We start from the raw sequence: 25,900 nt of genomic DNA on the forward strand, positions 1-25,900 counted from the left end.
GATAAAATCACTGGCTCCGGGAGACAAAAGCGTGAATCCTTCGAAAAGATGGAAATATCTCAAAATTTGGGTGCTGATCAGTTTAGCGCTGATCGTATTATTTCCGGATGTCGTTTTCGATACGACGACAAATATCCTGGGTTTTTTATTCGATCATTTTGTCGAATTCAGCCATATCTTGTTCGAGTCCGTCGAGATGGTGCTCGACCATGTGATCGAGCACCTGTTCGAGACCGATCTGCACTCGACGCAGACGATCGTATTTTATGTCCTGTTGGCGATCGGCAGTTATCTTCTCTACAGGATGGGGCGTTACTTTCTCCATCTATATCGCCGCAGCCGGCTCGCCTGGAGCGAGTTTCGAACCGAGCACCCTTTCGATGCCATGGAATACTGGCGAGAATTGACGCGGTTCGAAAAAATCAAACTGATCGTGATTCCGATGGTTATACTTTACCTATACGTGATGTTTTTCATGTAAGAAGGAGTTTTCGACAATTTTTTCCTTATACCGCTTAACGTCCGTTTTCCTGGCGTCGTTCAGCCGGTAGAACAACCGAATACCGAACAGGATCGCCACCAGCACCGCGAAAGTCAGAGGATTCGTCCTGATCGGTGCGAGCGGCACTACCGCACACGGCTCTTGCCAATGGAGCTCGGAAGGTCGGGTCGACTGAAATTCTCATAAATCGGCTCTACGGCATACGTGAGCGTTGTGAAGGAACTTGCCACGGCGGAACCGCTGACGCGTTCCGCCTTACGGATTGCCTCTTGAAATACTAACTATCAAACCTTATTGTAATAACACGAATTGTAATAACACGAAACCGGAAATCCGGTTCGTCATTCATAATCAGCTTGATTGATCAACGAGGAGGAAACAATGGCTTATCATTATCAACCGTGGAGTTTATTGAATCAACTGCAACGCGAGCTCGAACGCGCGCATGAAGGCGCTTCGGGCGAAGGATCGATCGCGACCGCCGAATGGACGCCGGCAGTCGACATTAAAGAAGATGCCGAGAAATTCGTGCTGTTTGCAGACATTCCGGGCATCAAACCCGAAGACATCGACGTTAGCATGGAACACGGCGTACTGACGATCAAAGGCGAGAAGAAAAGCGAAGCCCGCACCGAGCAGGAAGGCTATAAACGCGTCGAGCGGACCTACGGCTCGTTCTACCGCCACTTCAGCCTGCCTGATACCGCCAATGCCGAAGCGATCAGCGCAAAATCTAAAAACGGTGTGCTCGAAATCGTAATTCCCAAACGCGAACAGGTCAAGCCCAAGAAGATCAGCGTTGAAACGATCAAGTAAGAGCGGCCACCAGCCTGACAACTTCAACCGATGCTGATCGTAGCGTAGGGCAGGGCGTCGAAGAACTTCGTATCGCTGACGATGCCGACGTTTTTCACGTGATCTATTTCAGGTTGTCTATGTGCTTCACTCCTGCCTGGAAAAAAGCCGGGCTACCGCCAAGCGGGGATATCGACCTAGCCGCCAAACGTTACCAAGATCTCATGAGGGCTACCACTCGGTCGCCGGGTGCATATCACCATGGAAGCGGCTTAACCGATCGTCATCGAGACAGGTCAGGTGCTTTTCCGGCCTGAGAGTGCGCTGTTATCGAAGCGCTTGCGCAAAACCAGCCAGCCGTCCCAGCCCTCGACGCCGACGTGCTTCCGATCTCATAACAACAAAAGGTGCGCCCATCACCGGAGCGCCTTTGATGTCGAATTCCTCGACTTCGACGATTGTACAGTCGAGTACCTCGGCCGCACGTTCGGCGTTCAAACCAACCTTATGCCGGACGTGGTAAAAGTTCGATTATAGCAAATACTCCCAACTCTGCCAGCCATAATAACGACTTCGCATAATGTATATTATGTAAAATTGTATTACAAAAAACGTTATTAGCTATCCTGAGATTTTTTATCAGGATAAAAAGCCATGACCGAAACCAAAGCAAAGAAGCGCGGCCGCAAACCAAAATCCACCTTCTACCATCTTCGCTGGCATACGGTGGGCCTGAACGAAGAACGTGCGGCCGAGCTGTTGGGCGTATCGGTCGAAGAAATCCAACAATGGGACCGGGACGGCGCGCCACTGATGGCCGAGCGGCTATTGCAGCTGTGGGACCACAAGCACGTTGGACATGACAGCTGGGACGGCTGGACCTTCAGCCGTGGCGTCCTGCGGCGCGGAAAGCTCCGCGCTGGACGCCGGAAATGATCTTAGAGCACCGGGAGCGTGCCGAGGAAGTGTTTAGGCTCAGGGACGAGCTGAAAGAGCTCAGAACGTGGCGCGGGTTATGCACCGTTTTGGTGGATAAGCTTGTGGAAACGACGACGCGAGGCCGCAGCATTGCTAGACGCATGTTAAAAAGATCAAAATTTAGACTTTAAGAATTAAAAAAGACTTCTATACTGGATTCGAGGTAAAAAATATCCTGAACATAGAGGTCAGCATGTCAACATTTACACAAGTCATTTTGGGCATTTTAACCGCAGTCGTGATCCTCACCGCCGCCGGCGGCGGATTGATCTACCTGAACAGCAAAGCCGAAGAACAGAAATTTCTGTTTCTGGCCAATCTGGCCGGCAAGCTCATTCCGAAAACACGCGAACAAATCGCCTACGAAAACGGCACCCAAGCCTATAACGAAGCAGTCCATACAATGGCGGACTTCAAAAAGGCGTACCGGAAACCGGAACAGTGCTTTGATATCCAGGATCATGAAACCCGCATCTTTTGCGCGAATCACTTCATGCGTGCGCGAAAGCGATGGGAAGCGAAACAAGCAAAAAAAGCCGGGTAAGCCCCGGCTTTAACCCCGGCTTTACGAAAGAAAAAAGCCACTGAGCTTAAGGGTGTAAAAATACCGTTTTGTACCACCCGTGGTACAAAGTGCCCGTGTTACAGGTACGGGCACTCTCCGGTTCGGTCGTCATTCGCTCGCTGGCGCTCGCTCATTCCTCCCCTCACCGGAGATTCTGTTACTTGTCCAGGCTTTATAACGATCAATGAGTAACGGCTGTTACGAGCTCGGAATAAATATTACCCAGCAGGTAACAGAAATCAGTAAATGTGCGCTATCGCGCGCCCCGCCTTCGGCGTTTGAATTGGGCCTTGCAGCCCAAACCCGCCGGGGCTTGGCGGCCCCGGACCCTGCCATGCCGATTAGCACTAAGCAGGCAAGGTAGACAAAGAAAACAAAAGCTGAGCGAGTAAAAAGCATCAACCGAAAAGGGCGTTCTGCCTGCAGGCATCAAGGTGTGCACACCGCCCAGCGGCGAACGGCGGTTGATCAAGAAAGGGGGGTCAAGGGGATCAAAGACTGGGAGGATCGAAAGCCTAAGCACGGCTAGAGACCATCGGGCTTAGTCTCCCAGTTACGCGCGGGGAAAAGTGGACAACTCCGATCGGAGGCAAACTACGCGCTATCAGGCCGGGGAAAGCGCCCGGCCTGTCTCGACTCCTGTCTCGATAACGCACGGCTCAAGCATCGCCGCCCGGAAAGTACGTCTGATCGGTAATTTGGTCCATCGTCCAGGGACATTCTACGGGAAACGTCGAATCATCCAGTCCGGTTTCCCTGGCCGCTCGAACCAAAGCCAAACGATAGGCTGATTTCAAAATCATAGGCAATTGCGGTCTTAAGCCGGGATTTTCATCCACAACCTCGACAAATTGAATCCGCTGCTCTTTAATCGTTAACAACCAACTCCGACCACGGCGCACCGGCTGATATTGCCATTTAAGCAAATGCAGCAACAGCACAAACAGACGACTTTCATATTCGCGCCTTTCAGCTCGTCCCATAGTTTCAATTTCCTCGATCAGGTGTTCAACGTCAATTTCAGACAAGCGACCAGCTTTCAGTAAAGCCGCCTGTTGCTGAGTCCAGGTGTAAAAATCGGTTTCGTAGTTGGATGCTTTCATAATTTATTTACATCGGCCTGTAATTCAAGATGCTGTATTTTAGAGCGTAACAGTCGGTTTTCGTTACGGCATTTGGTCAACTGGCCCTTTAGCTGGCTCAACTGTGATTTGATTAGTGCCATTTCCCCGCGCAAGTCAGAAATAATCGTGTTGCGACGATCCACACAACCTTCCAGGCGAGTCAAATAATCACGCAGTGTATCGAGTTCGGACTGAATGGCATGCGCCCTACTCTGCCAGTCAGTATCATCAGTATCTTGATTATTCGTTACGGTAACGGTTTTTATTTTAAGTGATTGACGATAACGCTTTTGGCGTTCGGCGTTGGTCATGGCCTGACCAGTCACAGGCCGACCGCGACCACGTTTAGCGGTTTGGAAAAGATCAACAGTTTGTTTGTCGAGATGATCAATCATAAAAACCCCCTTTAGCTTGATTTAAATTTATTGTAACGCGTTACAATAAATAAGTCAATAATTATTTGTTACGTTACGATAATTATTTTACGTAACGGGTTAAGGTTTTCTATCCAGTAAAGAAGAGGCCGAGGCAACCAAAGCGTTTTGGGGCGGTGAAGAATCTGGTTCATGACGCTTGCGACAATCGCGACGAATCACCAGGTCAGACGCGTCAACGAAGGTACGGCAGCGCACATCCGCCGGAGGGTAACACGGGACAGAACGGGATACGCCGTCCGAGCGGAGCAAAAATAGCGTGCAATGACCATGGACCGCAACCTGAAAACCCAGAGCACGTAGCTCACGCATCGAAAGCGTATAAAGATCACCTTCGGCGGTTTTAGCCAGAAATTCAAGGCGATCATGGGAAGGATCGTAAGCGGATCGATATGAGAGAGACAATACCTGGAATCCTAGCTCAGCAGAAAAATCAAGGTTTTGCCGCTGATGTACATGACTATCAGCAGCGAGACCAGACGGAACAGGATCACTCCGGCCAAGCGGAGAATCTGACCGAGGAGACGGTAAAGCAGACGAAGCAGATGCCGGAGCGGAGGAAGCAGGCTGAAGACCAGGCTTTTTATGATTCTCTGCATAGGTCGCGAAATTGTAGACCAAGCTTCCCAAAGCCAGAATGAGCACAGCCGCCAATAGCTTGAGCTTCGAATCGCCCAAGATGCTTTGATCGGCTTTACTTTCGGTATGTTCGCCGGTGGCGGTGGATTGGTAGCAGCGGAAGATTCGTTCATCGGCTTTGTATTTCCTAGGTTTGCCTATAAGATTTGAGGCGAGCTTGCCCGAGTTCTCGGGATCGTGTTGAAACTCATACCACGTCTGATAGAAGCCAAACAGCTTTGCTAAGGGCTTGGGGAGCTTGCCGGACAGCGATTTATGCCGATAGGCGGTTTCGGCTACTTCACGGATCGGGGCCTTGATCTTGGCAATGTTGGTCGTCGAGATAAACACATCCCATTGGAAATGTCGCTGCATGTCGAACGCGGTAAAGACATCTTCAGGACGGCGCACGATATACCGATTGCCAGTATAGTCATCCGAAATTTCAATCTCAATGTCCTGTACCTGAAAGCCCAACGGAACAACGCGCTGATCGAGAGTTTCCATCTTAAAATCGCGACGGTCCGGGTAAATCCGTTGCCCCTCATCAATGATCACCAAAGCCCGAAGCGGCACCCAGTGAAACCAACCGGCCATAAGACGGCGGCCTTCATCGACTTCGGTATTCACAAAAAGCAAATCGGCGGAATCCGGAATTTTGATATCTTCGGATTCAAACTGATCGCGAATGCGATCGATGGAGGTCAAACCGCGAATATTGGTAATCACCACCCTGCCCGACTTCAGCGCGTCGATGACTCGACGCTGAACCAAGGTAAAAGACTTATACGAGCCAGGCGGGCCATGATGAATAGAGGTAGCCATCAGAAGCCAAAGAAACGGAAAACGAATTTCGTGAAAAAGGCGCTGACAACAATATTAATGGCCTCAGGAATCCGAAAGAACTGCAACATGGACGCGACACGACTATCCAACGCGCCAAAAAATAGCTGTAGATATTGGCTAAGCTGAAGGTCAACCATCATTTGCATCGCAACATCATAGCTGAACTGTAGAGCGGCCAGCTTGAGCTTCCAATATGCAACAGTGACCCATTTTATGAACCAGGCAGTAAATTGAGTGAGCAGGTTATAAATCCCTTCAGTAATGAAGTCCTGAACCAGATCATAAACATCAACAACCGCATTGACCACATCGACAATTACGGACATACGTTCACCCCAGCACAATATAGACAGCGAACACCAACGCGGCAAACACCATGACATTACCGATAATGGCCAACTGACCGGCATAACGATTCATGTCGATAACGACCGGAACGCCCTTGATGGTGCCAATATCGATAATAGGCAATTCCCCGCCCCCGGCAGGCAGCATATTAGCAAATAACGATGAAAACCCGGATTTGGCCGCCGCCAAAGCCGCATTGAATTCAGCTTCAGCTTCAGCGGACGCCGCAGCCGGTACGGACGGATCAAACGCGCCGTTACCAGGCGCGCCCTTTCCCTTGCCGTCCCCCTGGGACAACCCCTTAATACCCTTCTCAACCCCTTGCATAGTCTCTTCCTGAGCCAGCCCGGAGGTATCAATATCAACGTCTGAGGTCGAAGAGGCATCCGAATCAGTGGTAGTCTGGATCGAGATCGAGCCGTCCGAATTTGTTGTGACGGTAGAATTTTCCTGAGTGGTCTTATGCTCGTTCTTCTGAACTGTGCCTTGCAATCGCTTAGCACAATACATTTGACCGTTCACCGCACCGGTCGTATAGCCGTCCGGGCATTGATTGAACTCGCAAGCGCCGGTCGTATAATTGGCGACAAATCCAGTCTTACAAGTCAGAGTTGTCTTACACGAGCCATTAACATAAGTTTGCCCATCGGGACAGGTAGGATCGAGGCAAGCATGTGTGTTAGGATCAACCGTTTGACCAGGGCCGCAAACCTGGGGACAGCCTTCGGTAAATTTGGTGCCGGATTCACAACCGGCAGGCGCAGAGGCAGAGGAAAGCCAACACAAAGTAGGCGGCTGAAAAGTGCCGGTACAAATACTACCGCCGCACATTTGCGCAATTTGCTCAGACGAACAATCGGGCGGCTTATCGATACATCCATCACCACCAGGATTATGTACCTGACCATCAGAACACGCATACTCGCACTGACCGGTCAAAAAATTGGCCGTCTTACCAGCAGGACAGTCCTCGCTATAGGTATAGAAGCCATAACCACTACAACTAGTAGGGTAAGAAGGGGAGCGCAAAATTGCCCGATAATTAGTATAAGTACCGGCATTAACGGGACATCCGGGCACCTGACTCACAGGCGTGCACACAGGCCCAAGGGCACGACAACTAGCCATAGCTTCGAAAATTGTACTGGAACTAACTAAGGTAGAAAACCCCAAAAAAGCAAAAGCCAAAAAGAATTTAACCACGGCCCGCATACAGCCCCGCCGAGAATGCAGCTATGACAGAAGCCAATATGATGACCGTGGTTAACATGAGTTTACTTGCGGAGCAAGCTGACAATCAAGGAAATGCCAGTCACGACCGCCACCAAGGCAACGACACCGCCAGCGGCCAGCGTGACATTAGATGTCGCGCCAGTGAATGCTGCCGAGATATCAGAGGACATGTCCGCATGCGACGCCGCAGTAGCGCCGAGTAAGGCCGCACCGGCAGCGTAACGGTTAAAAAAGGCTTGTTTCAGTTTTTTCATGATAATGACTCCAAAGTAGAGGGGAGACCCCCGGTTAAACAGTCTGCATCAATTTAATGACCAGACCGATGGCAAGCCCGCCGATAAACGACAGGATCGAATAGCCTACGAGCGACTCGAAAAGAGCCGGATCGAAGGCAAAATAGGATTGGAACAACTGCGACATCGTGAGCGTATCGGCCAGGACGGTCGAATTGACAGCCAAAAAGTCCGAGGCCGGGCAATCGATCGGTGCCGCGACTTCGGTAGCAGTTAGAAGGCCGGAGGCTTGATGTAAGCAGAGGTACATGACGATTTAACCGGTGGTGCCCGTTTTACCGCCCATGAATGCTTGGACCTTTTTGTCATCCGGCTTGCCGAGCGAATCCGGTTTAGCAACCGGTTGCAGGACAGGCTTGACGCCGCCCCGCCCTTCGCTGGGAAAAAACCAGGTAATGCCCCGATCCCCGGACATGGCCCCGAGGTTCATGGTCACGAACTTGCCCATGCCGCGCATGTCGTCAAGCTGACGATGAACGCCTAATTCGAGATGTTCCTTTTTCAGCGTGGCGGTGAATGGCAATTTTTCGCCCTGAAACTTGGCCGTGACGATACAACCCGGCAGCGGATTTTTTTTGTCTCTGTCGTCGCGGTCGTAATAGGTGGTTTCCTCAAGATCGAGGATTTTGATGTCTTGTATGCGTGGCATGGATGCAGCTCCTAAGCAGCGAGTTGAAAAAGATGAGGCCAGGACTGGACGTTCTGGCATTCGATAATACGGCGACGCAAGGGGACCACCTTACCGGCGGCAATGTCGGCATCGCCGAGGCCGGCATCGCGGATCACTCGTAAATGGCGATACCATGTGTTATGAGGGTATTCGCTCTTTGCTCTTTCCCATCCATGTTCCTGGATGAAGAGGAAGCACAGATAAGCGGCTTTTCCCCGCCCTTCGGTCTTGGCCGCCGCCAAGATGCGTTCTTTTACGTCGTCGTTCGTGTGCATGTCAGCAGCTCCAATCATGCGGAAAAAGTAGCTTTCCCATTCATCAGTTAAGTCTTGTTTGTTCAAGCGAAACCACGGAACGCCGGCGCGCTCCCGTATCCACTGTGCGCCAAGTTTTAGCTCCAGGCGAAGGAGGCGGTCTAAGAGGGCTTGTTCATCAAGCGTGTACATGCGCCCGGTATAATTCTCTTGTTTGAGCTGATGGCGAATATGGGGACCTTTGGCGTAGGCTTTGCCACTCCGCAGGCGGGAACAATGGGACCAGTAAACGGTATCGCCAGCCTGTTGGCTGACGCGATAGCGGCCACCCTCGCAGTTACGGAGAATACGCAAGGCTTCGCGGACATCATCGACGGAGTCGAGCAGTAAATTGCCGGTCAGGTCGATCCGGGTCACGTGCCAATCCTTGTCTTCGAAAAAAAGCGGAATGGCGAGCTTTTGTGAGACAAAAGCCGCCATCCGATGAACGCAGCCGGAGAGGTCTAGCGCGGCAGCGGCCCCTTCGCCGAATACGGCATCGCCGGAACCGCACACGCGGGCCGGGGAGCCTTGTATCCAGAGCGCATCAGAACCGACGCGGAAAGCAATTTGATGGGAATCGGAACGGACGGATTCCCAGGCGGCAGTTTCGTAAACGACGGTATCACGGTCGATCAGGAAGTAGCAATCGTCCGCGTCGTGGGAGGTGTCGGACGGCTTGAAGCGAATCACGCGTTCGGTCAGGAGGCGGAGTTTTTCCCAGTGCTCCTGGCCGATGGTTTCGAGAGAAACGTAAGCGGTGATCCAGTCGATCAACACGAGATTACACCTTGGTTCCCGATGCGGCGGCTTGGCGTCTGGCCTGTTCTCTGGCCCAAGACTGTTCGATTTTGACTTGAAGAAGGGACTTCAGGGGAACGTCCACGCCATTGAAGAAAGGGCCGTAGAGGATGGACTGGCGTTGTTCTTCGGTAAACAGAGATTTGGGGGTATGCAGGATCATGAGTTATGCCCCGCTGAATCCTCGTAATAACCAGATAAAACGACGAGAAAGCTTTTAAATTTGGCCTCTGAAGAATGGACAGATTTAAGGGCAGAAAGAGATTCTTTAAGGACCGTTTTAAAGGCAACGACGCGAATATGGTCCCAAGTTTTGATGTTAGGGCATCGAGTAAGAAGGGATTCGAGTTCTTCACGGTAAGTACCCATGATCCCTGCCCTAAACGATGATTGGTTGAAGAGAGCCGACGACGCAGCATTGCCCGGTTGATGCGTGATTTTGCAGCTCACGCAATGGCAGAAATCGGCGTGGTGGGTGAAGTCCAGGCCGGTGCCGTAGCAGTCGGGGCAGGCGTCTGGATCGGGTTCTACGTGATCGACGGTGTAAGCATCATCCGGGATGTGGTCAGAAATGGCCGTTTTTTCATGGGTAGAAACGGCCAAACCCTCATTGCGTTCATTGCATTCGGAATTGTCCCCCTGCCCTACAGCAGCACCGGACGCGCCGGCAGAGGGACGCCCAAAGTCGTCCGGTTCGGATTTCAAAGTTTTAAGTGTGGCATCGAGAACGGAGTCAATAAGCTCAAAATAATGATCGTATTGACCCGGTTCAGCATTATTCGTTTGAATCAGGAAGCGAACAACGCCCTGAACATAATGCTTCATGCGGTCGGCTTCGCGACGTAAGCAATTCTCAGCAAAGAACAAATCATCAAAAAGAGAAAAACCACCAATCAAGGCATGATTGCAATAATCAGAAAATTCGGAAACAAAAACGGAAAGGACGGTAGCAACGTCGGTTTTCTTGAAATTCATGGTTTGGGCTCCATGTGGCTGAGAAAATACATGACAGAACGTCATGCTTGACATAATGATTATCTATGCTTTGAACAATGTCAAGACTATAGTTATCGAAACGTCATTCAATGGAGTCGACTATGAAAACAATTATTAACTATCTTGATGATTTAAAAGAAAAACTCGGGAGTGATTACAAAGTCGCAAAAGCCATGAAGGTTGACCAATCGACAATTTCAGTAATCAGAAAACGCGGGCTAATGTCCGACGAAACAGCGGTAAAAGTAGCTGATTTGTTAGAGATTGAACCCGGAGAGGTCTTAATTGCGGCGGCAATGGCCCGGAGCGAAGGCAGTGTAAAAGAGGCTTGGAAAGCCCTCGGAAAAAAGGCAGGAATCGCGGCAGGCCTCCTGTTAGCTTTGATGATATGGACGACCTACCCGACTAAAGCCGAAGCAAATCTAACAGACAGAGTATGTATATTATGTTAAATTTAGGCTACCGAATCGTTATCTCTGCAAATGGCTCGTTTTATACGCTTGGTCCTGTCAAGCAAGTTGGCTTGCGTATAAAATTTAAGAATTTACCCCCGATAGCCCAGGAAGAAAATGCGAGTTGTCCGTGTTGAGCTGACCGACGCCGAACGAGAGTTGTTACAAAACTTGATTAAGAAAGGCAGCGACTGGCGAGAACGAAAGCGGGCAAAACGATTCTGCTGCTCGCCGAAGGGAAGACGACATTCGATGTGGCGGAAAAGCAAGGGGTGTTGCCGGAGACGATCCGGGAACGGCGGCGCAAATGGTTCAAAGCCGGTTTCGCCAGTCTCCCCGATCAACCGCGCAGCGGCGCCCCTTGCAAATTGAATGAGGAACACCGGGCGCGGTTAAAGGCGTAGATCGAGGCCGAACCGTTAACCTGCCGGGTATTATTGGTCGACCGTCTGGAAACCGAAGGCGGCATTCGTCTCGGCGCCAATACCTTGCGTAACGAACTGAAACGGATGGGGTATGTGTGGAAACGGACGCGCTACAGTTTAAAAAAAAGCGGGATCCCGAACGTTTCGAGCAAGCCCAACGCGACATAGCCGAGCTCATCGTCCAAGCGAAGGCTGGCGAGATCGAACTCGCTTATGTCGACGAAGCCGGGTTCACACAGCCCCCCCCGAATCGGTCGGCCTGGACGAAAAAGGGCAAACCCCATGCCATCACGGCGAAACGGGGACGGCGACTGAATGTGATCGGGGCTCTGCTGTCGTCGGGCCAGTTAGTCCTGGCGAAATGGTGGCAGAGCATCAATGGGCGAAAGTCAGCAAGCCTTTGGTGGTCATTTTGGACAATGCGTCCATCCATACTGCCAAAAAACTGGAACCTTACTGGGACCTCTTGGAAGAAAAAGGCATGCGCTTTTATTTTCTGCCACCGTACAGTCCTGAACTGAATCGGATTGAGCTACTTTGGCACAAGATGAAATATGAATGGCTCAAATTCAAACTGTATACGCCAGATGAACTGGAACAGGCCATCGATGAAATTGGCGAAGGATTTGGGGATTTACAAGCTGACTTTTTTCTAGGCGCTTAGTGCGATTACTCTGGTCGATACGGCGTTGTAATTGTAATCCCAGTTTTATCACATCCGCCGGCATATCAACGCGCTATCAGGCCGGGAAAAGTGCCCGGCCTGTCTCGGCTTCCTGAATTTGATCCATCGTCCAAGGACTACGGCAAGCTCAAAGCGGACTGCAGACGCTCTGATAGTAGGGAATTGAGTCCAGGATTATCATTCAACAGCTTAACGAACCGTAAACGCTGTTCGCGAAGGGTCAAAGACCAACTACGACCACGCTTTTGGGCGTTGAAATACTATACCGGGCGGACGCCTTAACCACATTCACGCGCCGTGCCGCCGCTAATCTTGCCCAAATTTCCAATGTGCTGTAAGCTCGATACCAGGTTTGCAACTGGCCTATTTGGTTTTCTTGGCGCGCTTGTTGGGAAGGTTGTAAGCAAACTCTCAGGAGATTATCCAATGCCCTGCCGAAATAACATAATCCATCGCAGAGCGCTGTTTCTTTTGGCGTTATGGTTAGCACCTACTCTCGTTCAGGCTCATACGGGCAGTAGCGGTATGAACGGTTGGGCCGACGGCTTCAATCATCCCCTGCATGGCTGGGATCATCTTCTGGCCATGCTGGCGGTCGGTATATGGGCTGCGCAACTGCGGGGCCGGACTATTTGGCAGCTTCCGCTCGCTTTTGTCGGCGTCATGAGTCTCGGCGGTCTTGCTGGAGTGATGGGCCTATCCGTGCCGGGAGCGGAAACGATGATTTTGTTCTCTGTACTCGTTTTCGGCGTGCTGATCGTCCGAAAAATCCGTTTCCGGGCCACTGTCAGTTTATTCATCGTCGGTTTTTTCGCCTTTTTCCATGGCTACGCGCACGGCCAGGAAATGCCCGCTTCGGCCGGCCTCGTTTCCTTCGCTTTGGGTTTCATGCTGGCGACGCTGCTGCTGCACGGTGCAGGCATACTGACCGCTCGCCTGGTGATTTTCATGGCTGCCTGTTTTCTCGGCAGCAGCGTTCATGCTCGGGAAAAGGATAATGCCGCTGTTGAGGCCAATGAAGCCGTCATAGAAGCTGAATCGAAAACTCGTAAAAAAGAGAGTGTAGAGCTTGATGAAATCGTCGTGACGGAGCGGGCCGATTCGCAAATAGGCATTGCCGACAGCGCCTCGCAAGGCAATGTGGGACAAGCCCAGCTTCAATATCGACCGATCACTCGGCCGGCCGAGGTTTTGGAAACCGTCCCCGGCCTGATCGCGACTCAGCACAGCGGCGAAGGCAAAGCCAATCAATATTTCTTGCGGGGATTCAACCTCGACCACGGCACCGATTTTCTGACCCAGATTGAAGGCGTTCCGGTCAACCAGTTATCTCATTCGCACGGCCAAGGTTGGACCGATACCAATTTCCTCATTCCCGAGTTAATCGAAACGCTGGAATATAAAAAAGGCAATTATTATGCCGAAAACGGCGACTTCGCCAGTACCGGCTCCGCCAACATCCATTATGTTAGAGACCTGCCCCGGCAGCTTCTCAAGTTTACTGGCGGCAGCTTTGATTACTACCGGGGACTGGCGGCGGGGTCTCAAAAGCTGGGCGGTGGTCATTTATTGTATGCCGGAGAAACCGTTCACAATAACGGCCCATGGGGCGTAGGCAATGACTATTTGAAATTCAACGGCCTGTTGCGCTATAGCCGAGAGGCTACCGATCGTGGCTGGAGCCTCACCGGCATGGCGACGAAGGCCGACTGGCGGTCCACCGATCAGATCGCCAGGCGCGCGGTAGACCAGGGAATGATAGGCCGGTTTGGCGCCATCGACCCGACCGATGGCGGCCATAGCCAGCGTTACAGCGTGACCGGGGAGTGGCATCGCCGGGACGACCGGAGTGAAACCCGGTTAATGGCTTACGGCATTTATTCCACGCTGAATCTGTTTTCGAACTTTACCTTCTTTCTGGATAACAATGAGGTCAACAATCCCCAAGGTTGCAGGGGCTTGCCCTCATCGCCGGGCGAAAAAATGGATCCCGCCATTTTCAATACCTGCGGCGACCAGTTCGGACAGCCCGATGATCGCTGGACGACCGGTTTCAAGGGCAGCCACACTTGGTTCCATAAATGGGGCGCTATCGACTCCGAAACGACATTGGGCTTACAACTGCGTAACGACAACATTCAAAACGGGTTAACCAAGACGCACGCCCAAAACCAATACGCGGTGACTCGCCAAGACACTCTCTGGGTGACCAGTCTCAGCCCTTATGCGGAAAATAAAACCCAATGGAATCGCTGGCTGCGTACCAGCACGGGGGTGCGCTTCGACGGCTTTCGCTTTGACGTCAGCCAGAGCAATATTAGTCAAAATACCGGAGAGCGCTATGACGGTTTGGTAAGCCCAAAACTCGGGGTTGTCTTAGGTCCTTGGATGGAAACGGAATTTTATCTCAATGGCGGCCTCGGCTATCACAGCAACGATGCCCGCGGCATCAACACCCGCATCGACCCGGCCAGCGGCACAGCCGTCGATCGCGCCTCTCCCCTGGTACGGACCTATGGCGCGGAAATCGGCTTACGTTCGACCTGGCTGAAGGGATTGCAAAGCACCTTGGCGCTCTGGTGGCTGGATCTCGATTCGGAACTGGTCTTTGTCGGGGATGCGGGAACCACCGAAGCCAGCCGCCCGAGCCGCCGCTACGGACTTGAATTCGCCAACTATTACTCCCCCGCCGACTGGATCACTTTCGATGCCGATGTCAGCGTCTCCCGTGCGCGTTTCCGTGACCGCGAACCGGGCATCGGCAATCACATCCCGAACTCGATAGAAACGGTGATCGCCGCCGGAACGACATTGCATAATATCCACGGCGGTTTTTTTGGCGGCCCCCGGCTCCGCTATTTCGGGCCGCGCTCCCTGGATGAAAGCGGCGGCCGCCGTTCGGAAGCCACCCTGCTGGTCTCCGCCCTACTCGGTTACGAGGTGACCCAGAACCTGAGTTTCCAGGCGGAAGTATTCAACCTGTTGAACCGTAAAGACGATGGCATTACCTATTTCTACCCATCGCGCCTGCCCGGTGAAAGCCTTGCCGGGGTGGATGATTTCCATTTTCATCCGGTGGAACCGATCAGCTTTCGCTTAGGCTTTACGGCGAAATTTTAAGGTATATGGGTGCTAATCAACAAAAGGCTCTAAAGTTTCACGGGATTTTAGCTAACCTCTTGACCACCATGGTCTATAGACGATTTTTGATCTCTCAAATTCTGACTGCTTTTAATGGCAGTTTTGTGAGAGCTTACAACCCGATGGAATCAACCATTTTTTCATCCGAGAAATCATATTCCCCCTGCAAGTTAAAATGGCTCCACCGCATGACGGAATCGTTTCGGATGGCCTCCATGAGTTCCTTTTTACGCTCTTCGTTATTATCCTTACCGAGTTCCTTTGCAAGATAAAGATAGTTCCAACATATAAGGGTATTTTTGATTAGTCGGCGACAGCCTTCCGCAATATCCTGGTCTTCTTTTTCACCTTGAGCGAATGCATGATCATTACCCAGTGAAATCGCCTTGGACAATTTATTCGCCCCCTCGACCTTATTAAGTTGTTTCTCAATCGCTTGCCTGAATTCAAGGTCGTCTGCATATTTCAAGATAAACAGCGTCTTAGGAATCTTGCCAAATTCTTTTAATGCCTTATAAAGCGGGTGCTGCTTAGAGTAGGAATTCAATCGCCTGAAAAGCTGTGAAGCTGTCGTTCTTTTTAGCTTAATTGTCGCTATAAACCGCAACATTTCGTCCCACTGGACGCTAGCAATTTCCTCATTGATATAGCGATCAGGTTTAAAGCCCTGGGTGTCTTGCCCCGTGGTTTTCGTTTTTCCGTTCCTGAACGCATACAGCTTCTGGCGGCCCAGTCCTTTGATGCGAGGTGCAAACGTGAAGTTCAGGAAAAAAGTGGCGGCAAATATCACTTCTGAATAACCATGCGTATCCGTTGAATGAATATCGCTTTTTATAACATCGTTGTGCATCAGACCATCAATCACATAGGGGGCTTCGCGCTCAGCAGAGCTGATAACCATTGAATGCCACATCATCTGGCGCATATCGATGAAACTGATTACGCTTGCGCCTTTGTCTTTCCCCAAATATTTGAAGGAATAGTTGGCGTTGAGTGAATCAACAGACACCCCGACTTTTTGCCCATCACTGGAGGTGTGCAACTGGCCGGCTTGATTCCGGTAAATATCCGGTATCTCCATTTTATCCATGAATTGTAAAATGCGGTCATTCGCGCTTTGGACGTTAGCTAACGAAAAATACCAATTCAGCGTGTTATCCAACTCATTTTCATTGATCTGCTTGGAAATTTGCGCCAGTTTGCGGTAACCGATATCGCAACCGTAGGCCATGATTCCTGCGAAGAAAACCTTCCTAGCCGGCTTGGGGTGCCGGCGCTTCATCTGCCAATGTTCAAATTCTTCAAGAAACCCGGTTGCGTTATTAACCGTTGCCAACGCTTCAAGCAAGGGGATGTATTTCCGCTCCGGAAATACGCTACCTAATGCCAAGCTATCCACTTCCTCAAGCTTGGGTGTCGAAACATGGAATGTACCATTACTCCGAAACGTCAGGTATGGATTGCCGCCGGCTATAAAGCGGTTATTGGTTTCCTCATAACGGAAATCAACGGCCTGCGATAACGCTTTCAAGGTTGCCTGGCAATCAGAATAGCGGGTTAATTCTGCCCGTTGCATGTATTCATCCCGGTTTGCATCCCAATCGATTTTTGGGATCATATAATCATCCAGGGAACGATATTTTTCTGAATGAAGCAGGTTGAGAACGCCGGATTTGACAGCATCCGCAACCGCAAGATAAAGTAGCGCCTTATACAGAGACACCCGAAACTTGCCGTCTTGAGCGACTATCAAACTACGCTGTTCCGGCGTTAAAAACGCAATCGGTGCCTGCTTGTCGATATTTCCAGATCTTTTCTGATAATGCACAATGGCTTCCAGTAACAATGGCTTGCCGCAATTTGAATCAAAAATTGCCTGCCGCACTATATCGGCAACGCGACCTTGTAGTTTGAGAGATCGTTTTTCGAGTAAGTCATAGTAACCGATGCCCTGCTGCTGAAGAGTGGTTAGCTCATCCTTGAAATCGTTGATTCGCTGCTCGATACCAGTTTTTTTGGATGCTGGCCGATTAATGGCCACCTCTATTGCCACCACTTTTTGATCTGCGGTTAATCCAGCATCAGCAATGATGGCTTTGATCGTACCAAGGGTGCTTATGAAATCGTTCTGCAGGCCGTCAACCAATTGTGTGACGGACTGATTCCGGCTTTCTATCTCTTGGTAACAGATTTCCTTATGTTCATTATAGGTGGCGTTGATCGCGGATTGGACGGCCAACAGCAGGACATCAATTAACATGTCTTGCAGTTTCAGAGTTTGGTAAACAATGAAAGCAATCAAATGTAAATAACGATCCTCCTTTGCCCGGCGAGAAACCTGGTGAATCTGGGCTTTAACAACGGAATAGGCGTAGTAGCGCAAGCATTCATAACTTAAACCGAGCTGATTCACTACGGGTTTAAATTCGAGATAAAGTGCCATCAAATTCTGTAGATCAGCAAGATTGGCTTTGATTTTCGATGGTCTGGTCGATTGGGACGCTTTTTTAAGCAGCGTAATTTGATAACGCCATTTATCATCAGAACCTGAGCCTGTTGCCTTTTCCAGTAAGGCATCAAGCATGTCTTGCTGGACTTTGTTAAGACTGTTTTCAATGATTTTGTTTAGGCCGTGCTGATGCTCATTAATCGCTTCGACAATCAAAGCGGCCAGTACGTTATAGCTAGGCAGGGAAATTTCCTTACGCGTCAATAGCTGTATGGTGTCCAGTAAAATTATTTTTGGCCTGAACTGGACGCGCAACATGATTAAAATTTCGTGTTTGGCAAATACCCTTGCGGCAGTATCAAATAGGGTAAAACCGAAGTAATTTAAAATAATGCGTTGGTGGCGAAGATAGCTCGCCTTGTCATAGACGCTCGTATCAACGTCATCAGTCTGTACGCCTATTTGCCTGGCAACATACGCAATGTCCGTTTGATGGAACTGTCGAGCAAAAAATCGATGCCTAGCTTTGAAGTAGCCTGCCGTCACCACGAAACAGACCTTATTGGTTGGAGACTTCAAGTTCTCCATTGCTTCATTGAGCATTTGCGGTAGGGTAAAGAATCGCCGACGTTCAACACTATTAAACACCGGCGGCGATTCAAAGTCGTTTTTTTCGGTGGTGTTGAGAATCTTAATTCTGGGCATCTAAAATTATTTTGCCATGAAAACAAATACAGTTTCTGCGCCGCCGCAGTTTCACATACAATTTATCATGTTTATGTTACTTTGTTAGATTAACTTATTATGTTACCGTTTAATCCGCTGTAAACCTTGTCACAAAATGAGTTACACAAACAGTCGTTTATGAAACGGGTAAAACTATGTTAATTGGCTATGCACGGGTCTCAAAATCGGATGGCTCTCAAGTTCTTGATCCTCAAATCGACGCACTAATAGTGCATGGTGTCACGCCCGATCATATTTATAGTGATTACGCATCCGGCAAGAATGACGAACGTCCAGGCTTGTTAGCCTGCCTAAAGGCGTTAAGGGCGGGTGATGTTTTGATCGTTTGGAAACTCGACCGACTGGGCCGGAATCTAAAGCATCTGGTGACTACCGTTCATGACTTATCCGAAAAAGGTGTCGGTTTTAAAGTATTGGCCGGACAAGGGGCTAATATTGATACCGCCACTTCCAGTGGAAAGTTGATTTTTGGAATTTTTGCTGCTTTGGCAGAATTTGAACGGGAATTGATTAGTGAACGAACAAAAGCGGCTTTAACGGCAGCCAGAGCTAGAGGGAGAAAAGGCGGTGCAAAATTCGCTTTAACTAAAGCTCAAGTAAGATTAGCTCAATCGGCAATGGGTCAAAAAGAAACCGTTATTTCCGAACTTTGCAAAGAGCTGGGTATCACCAAGCCAACCCTCTATCGATACCTTGCGCCCAATGGTGCATTAAGAGATTATGGTAAAAGGGTGTTGGGTGTTGACCAGTAGTAAAGCAGCTATCGGCCAAATTCAGGCATATGCATGTGCAAACTGAATGACAAGTCAATTTCCATAAGCCGTCAATCGCAGATAATGGGTAGGCAAATTTGCCTACCCGCGCTCCATCCTCCGCAAGGCAATGTCATCAGCCATTTTGGCCGATGATACGTCTTGCACGATACAGTTGTCTTTGGCGAGACTCAGGCGATGCCGGCGCCAAGGGCCGGAAACACATCGCTGAATAACAAACCGATCAGCTGTTGCCCGGTCGGGGTCGACCAGTCCTGCGCGATTTCCGCCATGAGCGTGTTGGTCGCGGTGAGCACAACGCCTGCATCGTGCATGCGCTGACGCGAGAATTCTTCGGAAAGGTCACTGGGCGAGCCCGAAGCATCCATCACGGCTTGCACGGCAAAGCCTTCACGCGCAGCGTCAATCGCCGGAAAGATGAGGCACACGTCGGTGGTCACACCCGCCATGATCAGTTGCTTGCGCCCGGTGGCGAGCACCGCTTTGTGGAAGTCCGGATAGGCCCAGGCATTGACCACGCCGGGGCGCTTGATCCGTGCCTCGTATGCTTCTGGCAGGATCTCGGCGATTTCCGGAAGAAGCGGGCCTTGGGCGTTATTTTCCTGGCTGGACGTGAGGACGACCGGCATGTTCAGAATCTTCGCCATCTTGGCCAGCGCAATCGACTGTTTGGCGGCAAGCTCGCGGTCGATGTTCTTGATCAGTTGCATGGTGCCGACCTGATGGTCGATCAACAGCAGAGCCGCATTGTCAGCACTAAATTTTTCGTAATTCATCGGTTTCTCCTAACAGAATATCCAGGGCGACGTGCCCGTAAACGGGGAGCTGCCTACCAGCCCCAATGAGTCAAAGTGAGCCGAATTCCCCACGTTGATAAGCGGCAAAACTCGCAGTTAGCGCTTCGGCTGACGCCAACGCTAACGACCCTTGCCAATGCACCGGTTGGCGCAACGGCAAGCCGGAGAACAGGACGACCTTGGCATTGCCGTGCTTCGCCTGCAGCGTAATTTCACGAGACGTTGCCTGAGCCGGAAACACGGGCAGCTTGGGTTCGTTGGCATCAAAGGATTCGCCGTTAATCTCCAGTGTGCCGAAGATCGGCATGATGAAAGCGCTATGGCCGGTCGGGACTGGCACTGACAGATTGGCCCCCTCATCAAGAGAGATATCGAGCAGGCAAACCTCCGTCGGTGGATGCAGCAAGGAACGTGCTTCACCAAAGGAGCCAAGGGGTACGCGGACCTTCACTCCGGGCAACTGCACAATCGGTACGTCCCACGGCTCAATGCTCAACGCAAACGGTTCGGCGTTCTGCCGTTCAACCACCAGATTGACGAAAATTTGCAACATATGCACGGTCTTGCCGATTTCGGCAGGAACTTCGTCATGCACGACCCCGCGACCGGCAGCCGTCCAGTGGAGACCGCCTGGCTGAATGCGGTTACGATTCCCCAGCGAATCCCGGTTATCGATCCCGGTTTCCGAGTCGAGAAACAGGTAGGACACCGCTGAAAAACCCGCGTGGGGATGCGGCTGGAAGGTTGGCGTACTGATCCAGGCATGATCGATGCCGAGAAAGGGGTCGATCGGTTCGGCCATCTCGCCACCTCGTAGGAAGTAAGCACGAAAGCCTCTGCCGATGTTCATGGGGTGTAGTTGGGCGATATTGCTCATGACAGTATTCCTCAATTAGCGTTCGTTCCGTTCAACAACGGGTAATCAGTGTAGCCTTGGGCACCGGGCGTGTAGAACGTGTTCTTGTCCGGGGTGTTGAGTGCCACGCCTTGGCGGAATCGCTCGGGCAGATCGGGGTTCGCCAGGAAGGCACTACCGAACACCGTCGCGTCGGCTCGGCCATCGGCCAGAATCGCCTCAGCGCTTGCCTGGTCAAGACCACCACCCATCAGGTAAGCACCGTTAAAGCGTGGGCTCAACAGGGCGTGGTAATCGATTTTGGCACCGAACAGTGCGACGTGCAGGTAAGCCAGATTGAGTTCACGTAGTTGATCGACCAGGTAAGTATAAGTTTCCTGAGGATTGGCATCGACGATGTCGTTGAAGTTCATTTCCGGGGAAATCTTGATCCCGACGCGATCCCCGCCGGCTTCGGCGACCATTGCGCCCAGCACGTCCAGCACAAAGCGGGCACGATTCGCCACAGAACCACCGTATTGATCCTGCCGCTGGTTGCTGCCGGAAGACAGAAACTGTTCAGGCAAATAGCCGGAAGCAGTGTGGAGCTCGACACCATCGAAACCGGCCTCTAGGGCGCGGCGGGTAGCCATGCGGTAGTCATCGATTACACCGGCAATCTCGTCCAGGTTGAGTGCGCGGGGTGTAACAAAGTCCTGCAAGCCGCTGGCTGTCCAAGTCTGGCCGGCTGGCTTGATGGCGGAAGGCGCGACGGGTTGTGCGTCATTCGGCAGCAGAGATGGATGCGAGATACGGCCACAGTGCATCAGTTGCATGAAGATACGACCATCGTTGGCGTGGACGGCCTCAGTCACTTTTTTCCAGGCGGTGGCCTGGGCATCGGTCGCTATTCCCGGCGTGCGCACATAGCCCTTGCCCATGGCCGACGGGAAGACACCTTCGGTGATGATCAAACCGGCGCTGGCACGTTGAGCGTAATAGAGGGCGACTAGGTCGCTAGGGATTCCGTCGTCGTCAGCGCGCGACCGAGTCATCGGTGCCATGACCAAGCGATTTGGCAGCGTATGGCGACCAATGCGAACGGGGTTAAAAAGTTGGCTCATGTTGCGCTCCTTAGTGGTTTAAAGTCGAAACATTATCTACCTAAGCCAATTCAGGATAAAGTAGGTAAAATCGAAATCTTTGATCCATTGATGGAGCAATGCTAGTGGAACTTTTAAATGACATGGCTTTATTCGTCGAAGTCGTCAAAGCGCGAGGCTTTCGGAATGCCGCTGAGGCAGTCGGGATACCCAACTCCACGGTATCTCGCCGTATCAGTGCCCTGGAAAAAGCCATTGGACTGCGGCTGCTGCACCGAACAACACGCAAGATCGAGTTGACGGAGGCTGGTCAGATTTATTTCGAGCGTTGCAAACGTATCGTCGATGAGGCGAAACTAGCCCATGAACAGCTTGGGGAGATGTTGGCTCAGCCGAGCGGCGTATTGCGCGCTTCACTGCCGGTGGATTTTGCCAATATCTATCTGGCGCCACTGATTGCGGAATTCGCTCGCCAATATCCTGGCATCAGCTTCGATTTTGACCTGACGCCTCGGCTGGTTGACCTCGTGGCCGAGCCCTTCGACGTCGCCATCCGCATGGGTAACCCACCGAACTCGAATCTGATTGCGCATCGGTTGGCCAACTTGGCGTGCTATCTCTACGCTTCACCACGCTATCTTGAAAATTTTGGCGAACCTGCTCATCCAGTCGATTTGGCGCAGCACGAATGCATCGGATTCAAAACGGCAAAGGCCAATGTGTGGACATTGCACAATGCGAATGAGTCGGTTGAGGTAGCCGTCGGCGGCCGGTTTCAACTGAATAGCGTTGGCTTGATCCGGCGACTGGCCATACTCGATCTTGGGATCGCCGTCCTGCCTGAGGAAATCGCCGCTGAGGTCGTGGATAAGGGGCTGTTGCGCCGTATTCTTCCCTGTTGGGAGGGGACACTCCCATCCCCGTCTATGCAATGACCGAGACGCGATTGTTGCCAGCCAAGACGCAACGCTTTATCGACTTTTTGCGTGACCACTTAGGCAATAGATATTGCCCTAGCCAGGGTTGAGCGTAAGCTTTCGTAGCTGGATTAAAGGAATGTCCGCTAAATAACTAGCAGCTGACCTAAACTCTTTACTGGTATGCGGCGGCTGTGGGTCGGTTTTTGACAGCTACCTCAACGGTTTTTTGCTCATTGCACTGACGGTTGTCGTTATCATAGCTGAATTAACGGATAAATCTCGTGAAACTTTAGAGCCTTTTGTTGATTAGCACCCGTATATCCGAATTTTACCAGGTTCCCGTATTCGTCATTGACGCCCAGGGTTCCCGCGGCGACAGCGGGCCGCCTTTCTGCAAAAGCTCGATCGATATCTGGTCCGGCGAACGGATGAACGCCATATGCCCGTCGCGGGGCGGCCGGTTGATCACGATGCCCGCATTCGTCAGGTTTTGGCAGGTTTCGTAAATATTGTCGACTTCGAATGCCAGGTGGCCGAAGTTGCGTCCGCCGGTATAGACTTCGGGATCCCAGTTGTAGGTCAGTTCGATTTCCGGCGAGTGCATCGTTTGCGACTGCGCGGAATCCAGCGGCGCATGCAGATAGACCAGCGTGAACCGGCCCGCTTCGCTCTCCATTCTTCTGCCTTCGATCAGGCCCAGTTTGTTGCAAAAAAAATCGAGCGACTCGTCCAGGTTACGGACCCGGATCATTGTGTGTAAAAAACGCATGGCGGTTCACTCCTTGTCTTGCGAATGATAAAGACGGGTAATTTCGGCATGGCGGAAACAATCGACCGTATGATCGTTGACCATGCCGGTGGCTTGCATATGGGCATAGCAAATCGTGCGCCCGACGAATTTGAAGCCGCGTTTCTTCAGGTCGCGGCTCATGATTTCGGAAATCAGCGTCGAAGCCGGCAGCTCATCGTGGCGCTTCCAGTAATGATTGACCGGTTCGCCATTCACGAAGCGCCAGAGATATGCGTCGAAACTGCCGAATGCCTCCCGAACTTGCAGAAAGGCTTGCGCATTGGCCACAGCCGCTTCAACTTTCAACCGGTTTCTGATAATGCCCGGATTTTGCAAAAGTTTCTCGATCTTGCGTTCATCGTAGCGCGCTACCGTTTCGGGATCGAAATGATCGAACGCCTGCCGATAATTTTCGCGCTTGTGCAAAATCGTCGACCAGCTCAGCCCGGCCTGCGCGCCTTCCAGTACCAGAAATTCGAACAACAGGCGGTCGTCGTGGACCGGCACGCCCCATTCGGCATCGTGGTAATTCTCCATTTGCGGGCTGCTCAGCGCCCATTTGCATTTGTTCATCGACCAAAAGAAACTTATCCGATTCGCCCAGCGGAAGCTCGAACAAACAAACTCCGGCCGTCAGCTTCATTAAGGCGGATACTATGCCATCCGGGACCCTGGGTGTAAAGATCGGCGCAGTTGACAATCGGTGCGTTAAAACGCATTATCGTTTTCCACTCGAACGAAAACGCGTCCATGAGCATCGACACTCTGCAACTTCGCCGTATCGCGATCGATACCTATCATGAAAACGTGGCCTATATGCACCGCGAATGCGGAGTTTACCGCGCGGAAGGTTTTCAGGCGCTGTCCAAAATCCAGATCAGTTTGAACGGCATCAAGATCCTGGCGGTGTTGAATGTCGTCGACGATGCTTCGATCGTACAGTCGGGAGAACTCGGTTTGTCTGAACAGGCTTTCCAGCAATTCAACTGTGTCGAAGGCAGCATGGTCACCGTCAATCATGCCGAGCCACCCAAATCGATGGATGCGGTGCGCCGCAAGATCAACGGCGAACGGCTCGACCGGGCCGATTTCGACAGCATTACCGACGACATCGTCGAAAGCCGTTATTCGAAGATGGAAATCGCGGCATTTTTAGTCGCAACCGGCCAAAACAGCCTGGATCGCGACGAACTGTTGTATCTGACCCGCGCGATGCTGCAATCCGGCGACCGGATCCACTGGGACGAACCTCTGGTGGCGGACAAGCACTGTATCGGCGGCATTCCCGGCAACCGGACCTCGATGCTGGTGGTGCCGATCGTGGCCGCGCACGGCATGTTGATTCCGAAAACTTCGAGCCGGGCGATCACTTCGCCGGCAGGCACGGCCGACACGATGGAAATGCTCTGCGAAGTGAATCTGAGCCCCACGCAACTGCACGACATCGTGCGCCGCGAGCGGGGCTGCCTGGCCTGGGGCGGCACTGCCCGGCTCGCGCCGGTCGACGATATGCTGATTGCGGTCGAGCGGCCGCTGGGGATCGACTCCCAAGGCCAGATGGTCGCCTCGATTCTATCCAAGAAACTCGCGGCCGGCTCGACGCATTTGCTGGTCGATATCCCGGTCGGGCCTTCGGCGAAAGTCCGGCAAATGCGGCAGGCGCTGGCTCTCCGCAAGCTGTTCGAATTCGTCGGCGACCGGCTGAACCTGCATCTGGAAGTGATGATCACCGACGGACGCCAGCCGATCGGGCGCGGCATCGGTCCGGCGCTGGAAGCCCGCGACGTGATGCTGGTGCTGCAAAACGATCCCGAGGCGCCGGCCGATTTGCGCCAGAAAGCGCTGCAATTGGCCGGACGCATCATCGAATTCGATCCCGACGTGCGCGGCGGCCAGGGGTACGCGATCGCCCGCGACATTCTCGAATCGGGCCGGGCCTGCGCGAAAATGAACGAAATCATCCAGGCGCAAGGTCCGAAACCGGTCGATTTCAGTCCCGGCTCGCTGTGCCACGAAGTGGCCGCCAAAAGCGACGGCATCGTGACCGAGATCGACAATCTGCAGATGGCCAAAATCGCCCGGATGGCCGGCGCGCCGATGATGAAACGGGCCGGCGTCGATCTGTTGAAAAAATTGGGCAGCCCGGTCAAAAAAGGCGAAATACTGTACCGAATCCATGCGGAATTCCCGGCCGACTTCAACTTCGCCCAAAATCTGGCAATGCAGAACGACGGCTATACGTTGGGCAGTAACGCCGAGCTGCTTAAACCGCTGATCACCTTTTAAC

The 25,900-nt window shown here is 51.9% G+C and carries 28 protein-coding genes and 1 pseudogene; 11 read left to right on the forward strand and 18 right to left on the reverse strand.

Features of this window, described 5'->3' with window-relative positions:
- Window positions 1–31: 31 nt before the first annotated feature.
- From CC94_RS22525 to CC94_RS0117565, 4 genes are all read left to right on the forward strand, one after another.
- Window positions 32–481, forward strand: coding sequence for a hypothetical protein (locus tag CC94_RS22525; RefSeq protein WP_005372017.1), 450 nt, complete (start codon window positions 32–34; stop codon window positions 479–481).
- A 402-nt stretch (window positions 482–883) separates the two neighbouring features.
- The gene (locus tag CC94_RS0117550) at window positions 884–1,318 is read left to right on the forward strand and encodes an Hsp20/alpha crystallin family protein (RefSeq protein WP_005372018.1); all 435 of its coding nucleotides are present in this window, start codon (window positions 884–886) and stop codon (window positions 1,316–1,318) included.
- Between the two features lie 633 nt (window positions 1,319–1,951).
- Window positions 1,952–2,233, forward strand: coding sequence for a hypothetical protein (locus CC94_RS0117555; RefSeq protein WP_005372019.1), 282 nt, complete (start codon window positions 1,952–1,954; stop codon window positions 2,231–2,233).
- Window positions 2,234–2,468: 235 nt separating this feature from the next.
- Complete coding sequence (locus CC94_RS0117565; RefSeq protein ID WP_005372023.1) at window positions 2,469–2,819, forward strand: hypothetical protein; 351 nt, start codon at window positions 2,469–2,471, stop codon at window positions 2,817–2,819.
- 680 nt (window positions 2,820–3,499) lie between these two features.
- Here the strand turns inward: CC94_RS0117565 and CC94_RS0117570 are convergent.
- From CC94_RS0117570 to CC94_RS23865, 11 genes are all read right to left on the reverse strand, one after another.
- Complete coding sequence (locus CC94_RS0117570) at window positions 3,500–3,943, reverse strand: DUF29 domain-containing protein (protein WP_005372028.1); 444 nt, start codon at window positions 3,941–3,943, stop codon at window positions 3,500–3,502.
- Window positions 3,940–4,359 (reverse strand): hypothetical protein, encoded by a 420-nt coding sequence (locus CC94_RS0117575; RefSeq protein ID WP_005372030.1) that lies wholly within the window; start codon window positions 4,357–4,359, stop codon window positions 3,940–3,942. The genes CC94_RS0117570 and CC94_RS0117575 overlap by 4 nt, the downstream gene beginning before the upstream one ends.
- A 99-nt stretch (window positions 4,360–4,458) precedes the next feature.
- On the reverse strand, window positions 4,459–5,841 hold the full coding sequence (locus CC94_RS0117580) for a zonular occludens toxin family protein (protein WP_005372032.1): 1,383 nt from the start codon (window positions 5,839–5,841) through the stop codon (window positions 4,459–4,461).
- Window positions 5,841–6,188 carry a DUF2523 domain-containing protein gene (locus tag CC94_RS0117585; RefSeq protein ID WP_005372033.1) on the reverse strand — a complete coding sequence of 116 codons (348 nt, stop codon included), beginning with the start codon at window positions 6,186–6,188 and terminating at the stop codon, window positions 5,841–5,843. The genes CC94_RS0117580 and CC94_RS0117585 overlap by 1 nt, the downstream gene beginning before the upstream one ends.
- A gap of 4 nt (window positions 6,189–6,192) precedes the next feature.
- A complete protein-coding gene (locus tag CC94_RS23860; RefSeq protein ID WP_169740971.1) occupies window positions 6,193–7,299 on the reverse strand; it encodes a hypothetical protein in 1,107 nt (368 codons plus the stop codon).
- 185 nt (window positions 7,300–7,484) lie between these two features.
- Window positions 7,485–7,697, reverse strand: a complete 213-nt coding sequence (locus CC94_RS0117595; protein WP_005372039.1) for a hypothetical protein — start codon at window positions 7,695–7,697, stop codon at window positions 7,485–7,487.
- A 34-nt stretch (window positions 7,698–7,731) separates the two neighbouring features.
- A complete protein-coding gene (locus CC94_RS0117600) occupies window positions 7,732–7,986 on the reverse strand; it encodes a hypothetical protein (RefSeq protein ID WP_005372041.1) in 255 nt (84 codons plus the stop codon).
- A 6-nt stretch (window positions 7,987–7,992) separates the two neighbouring features.
- Window positions 7,993–8,385 carry a hypothetical protein gene (locus tag CC94_RS0117605; RefSeq protein WP_005372042.1) on the reverse strand — a complete coding sequence of 131 codons (393 nt, stop codon included), beginning with the start codon at window positions 8,383–8,385 and terminating at the stop codon, window positions 7,993–7,995.
- Window positions 8,386–8,396: 11 nt separating this feature from the next.
- Window positions 8,397–9,479 (reverse strand): phage/plasmid replication protein, II/X family, encoded by a 1,083-nt coding sequence (locus CC94_RS0117610; RefSeq protein ID WP_031431666.1) that lies wholly within the window; start codon window positions 9,477–9,479, stop codon window positions 8,397–8,399.
- Between the two features lie 4 nt (window positions 9,480–9,483).
- Entirely contained in the window at window positions 9,484–9,663 is a 180-nt protein-coding gene (locus CC94_RS0117615) for a hypothetical protein (RefSeq protein WP_005372045.1), read from the reverse strand.
- A complete protein-coding gene (locus CC94_RS23865; RefSeq protein ID WP_005372046.1) occupies window positions 9,660–10,475 on the reverse strand; it encodes a hypothetical protein in 816 nt (271 codons plus the stop codon). Before CC94_RS23865 ends, CC94_RS0117615 begins: the two co-directional genes overlap by 4 nt.
- Window positions 10,476–10,597: 122 nt before the next feature.
- Between CC94_RS23865 and CC94_RS0117625 the strand changes: the two genes are divergently transcribed.
- From CC94_RS0117625 to CC94_RS0117640, 3 genes are all read left to right on the forward strand, one after another.
- Window positions 10,598–10,948 carry a hypothetical protein gene (locus tag CC94_RS0117625; RefSeq protein WP_005372047.1) on the forward strand — a complete coding sequence of 117 codons (351 nt, stop codon included), beginning with the start codon at window positions 10,598–10,600 and terminating at the stop codon, window positions 10,946–10,948.
- Window positions 10,949–11,385: 437 nt separating this feature from the next.
- Complete coding sequence (locus CC94_RS24855) at window positions 11,386–11,541, forward strand: hypothetical protein (RefSeq protein ID WP_245619782.1); 156 nt, start codon at window positions 11,386–11,388, stop codon at window positions 11,539–11,541.
- 196 nt (window positions 11,542–11,737) lie between these two features.
- Window positions 11,738–12,037: a transposase gene (locus tag CC94_RS0117640; protein WP_169740972.1), complete on the forward strand. Its 300-nt coding sequence runs from the start codon at window positions 11,738–11,740 to the stop codon at window positions 12,035–12,037.
- A gap of 137 nt (window positions 12,038–12,174) precedes the next feature.
- On the opposite strand, the pseudogene CC94_RS25555 reads toward CC94_RS0117640, so the two are convergent.
- Window positions 12,175–12,300 (reverse strand): annotated as a pseudogene (locus CC94_RS25555) (DUF29 domain-containing protein); the annotation flags it as partial.
- Between the two features lie 70 nt (window positions 12,301–12,370).
- Between CC94_RS25555 and CC94_RS0117645 the strand changes: the two are divergent.
- Entirely contained in the window at window positions 12,371–15,178 is a 2,808-nt protein-coding gene (locus CC94_RS0117645) for a TonB-dependent receptor domain-containing protein (protein WP_245619783.1), read from the forward strand.
- A gap of 133 nt (window positions 15,179–15,311) precedes the next feature.
- Here CC94_RS0117645 and CC94_RS23250 read toward each other — a convergent pair whose 3' ends face one another.
- Window positions 15,312–18,353 (reverse strand): Tn3 family transposase, encoded by a 3,042-nt coding sequence (locus CC94_RS23250; RefSeq protein WP_084675380.1) that lies wholly within the window; start codon window positions 18,351–18,353, stop codon window positions 15,312–15,314.
- 176 nt (window positions 18,354–18,529) lie between these two features.
- Here CC94_RS23250 and CC94_RS0117655 point away from each other — a divergent pair, with 176 nt between their 5' ends.
- The gene (locus tag CC94_RS0117655) at window positions 18,530–19,147 is read left to right on the forward strand and encodes a recombinase family protein (RefSeq protein WP_031431671.1); all 618 of its coding nucleotides are present in this window, start codon (window positions 18,530–18,532) and stop codon (window positions 19,145–19,147) included.
- Window positions 19,148–19,338: 191 nt separating this feature from the next.
- Here CC94_RS0117655 and CC94_RS0117660 read toward each other — a convergent pair whose 3' ends face one another.
- From CC94_RS0117660 to CC94_RS0117670, 3 genes are all read right to left on the reverse strand, one after another.
- Window positions 19,339–19,944, reverse strand: coding sequence for an isochorismatase family protein (locus CC94_RS0117660; protein ID WP_031431672.1), 606 nt, complete (start codon window positions 19,942–19,944; stop codon window positions 19,339–19,341).
- Window positions 19,945–20,014: 70 nt separating this feature from the next.
- Window positions 20,015–20,842 carry a pirin family protein gene (locus CC94_RS0117665; RefSeq protein ID WP_031431673.1) on the reverse strand — a complete coding sequence of 276 codons (828 nt, stop codon included), beginning with the start codon at window positions 20,840–20,842 and terminating at the stop codon, window positions 20,015–20,017.
- 11 nt (window positions 20,843–20,853) lie between these two features.
- On the reverse strand, window positions 20,854–21,924 hold the full coding sequence (locus CC94_RS0117670; RefSeq protein WP_031431674.1) for an alkene reductase: 1,071 nt from the start codon (window positions 21,922–21,924) through the stop codon (window positions 20,854–20,856).
- 122 nt (window positions 21,925–22,046) lie between these two features.
- Between CC94_RS0117670 and CC94_RS21770 the strand changes: the two genes are divergently transcribed.
- Window positions 22,047–22,838, forward strand: coding sequence for a LysR family transcriptional regulator (locus CC94_RS21770; RefSeq protein ID WP_245619784.1), 792 nt, complete (start codon window positions 22,047–22,049; stop codon window positions 22,836–22,838).
- A 313-nt stretch (window positions 22,839–23,151) separates the two neighbouring features.
- Here CC94_RS21770 and CC94_RS0117680 read toward each other — a convergent pair whose 3' ends face one another.
- A complete protein-coding gene (locus CC94_RS0117680; RefSeq protein ID WP_031431675.1) occupies window positions 23,152–23,592 on the reverse strand; it encodes a VOC family protein in 441 nt (146 codons plus the stop codon).
- A 6-nt stretch (window positions 23,593–23,598) separates the two neighbouring features.
- A complete protein-coding gene (locus tag CC94_RS0117685; RefSeq protein ID WP_031431676.1) occupies window positions 23,599–24,186 on the reverse strand; it encodes a DNA-3-methyladenine glycosylase I in 588 nt (195 codons plus the stop codon).
- Window positions 24,187–24,363: 177 nt separating this feature from the next.
- On the opposite strand from CC94_RS0117685, the gene CC94_RS0117690 reads away from it, so the two are divergent.
- Window positions 24,364–25,899, forward strand: coding sequence for a thymidine phosphorylase family protein (locus CC94_RS0117690; RefSeq protein WP_005372056.1), 1,536 nt, complete (start codon window positions 24,364–24,366; stop codon window positions 25,897–25,899).
- Window position 25,900 lies beyond the last annotated feature (1 nt).

It is taken from the genome of Methylomicrobium agile (genome assembly GCF_000733855.1).
GTDB lineage: Bacteria > Pseudomonadota > Gammaproteobacteria > Methylococcales > Methylomonadaceae > Methylomicrobium > Methylomicrobium agile.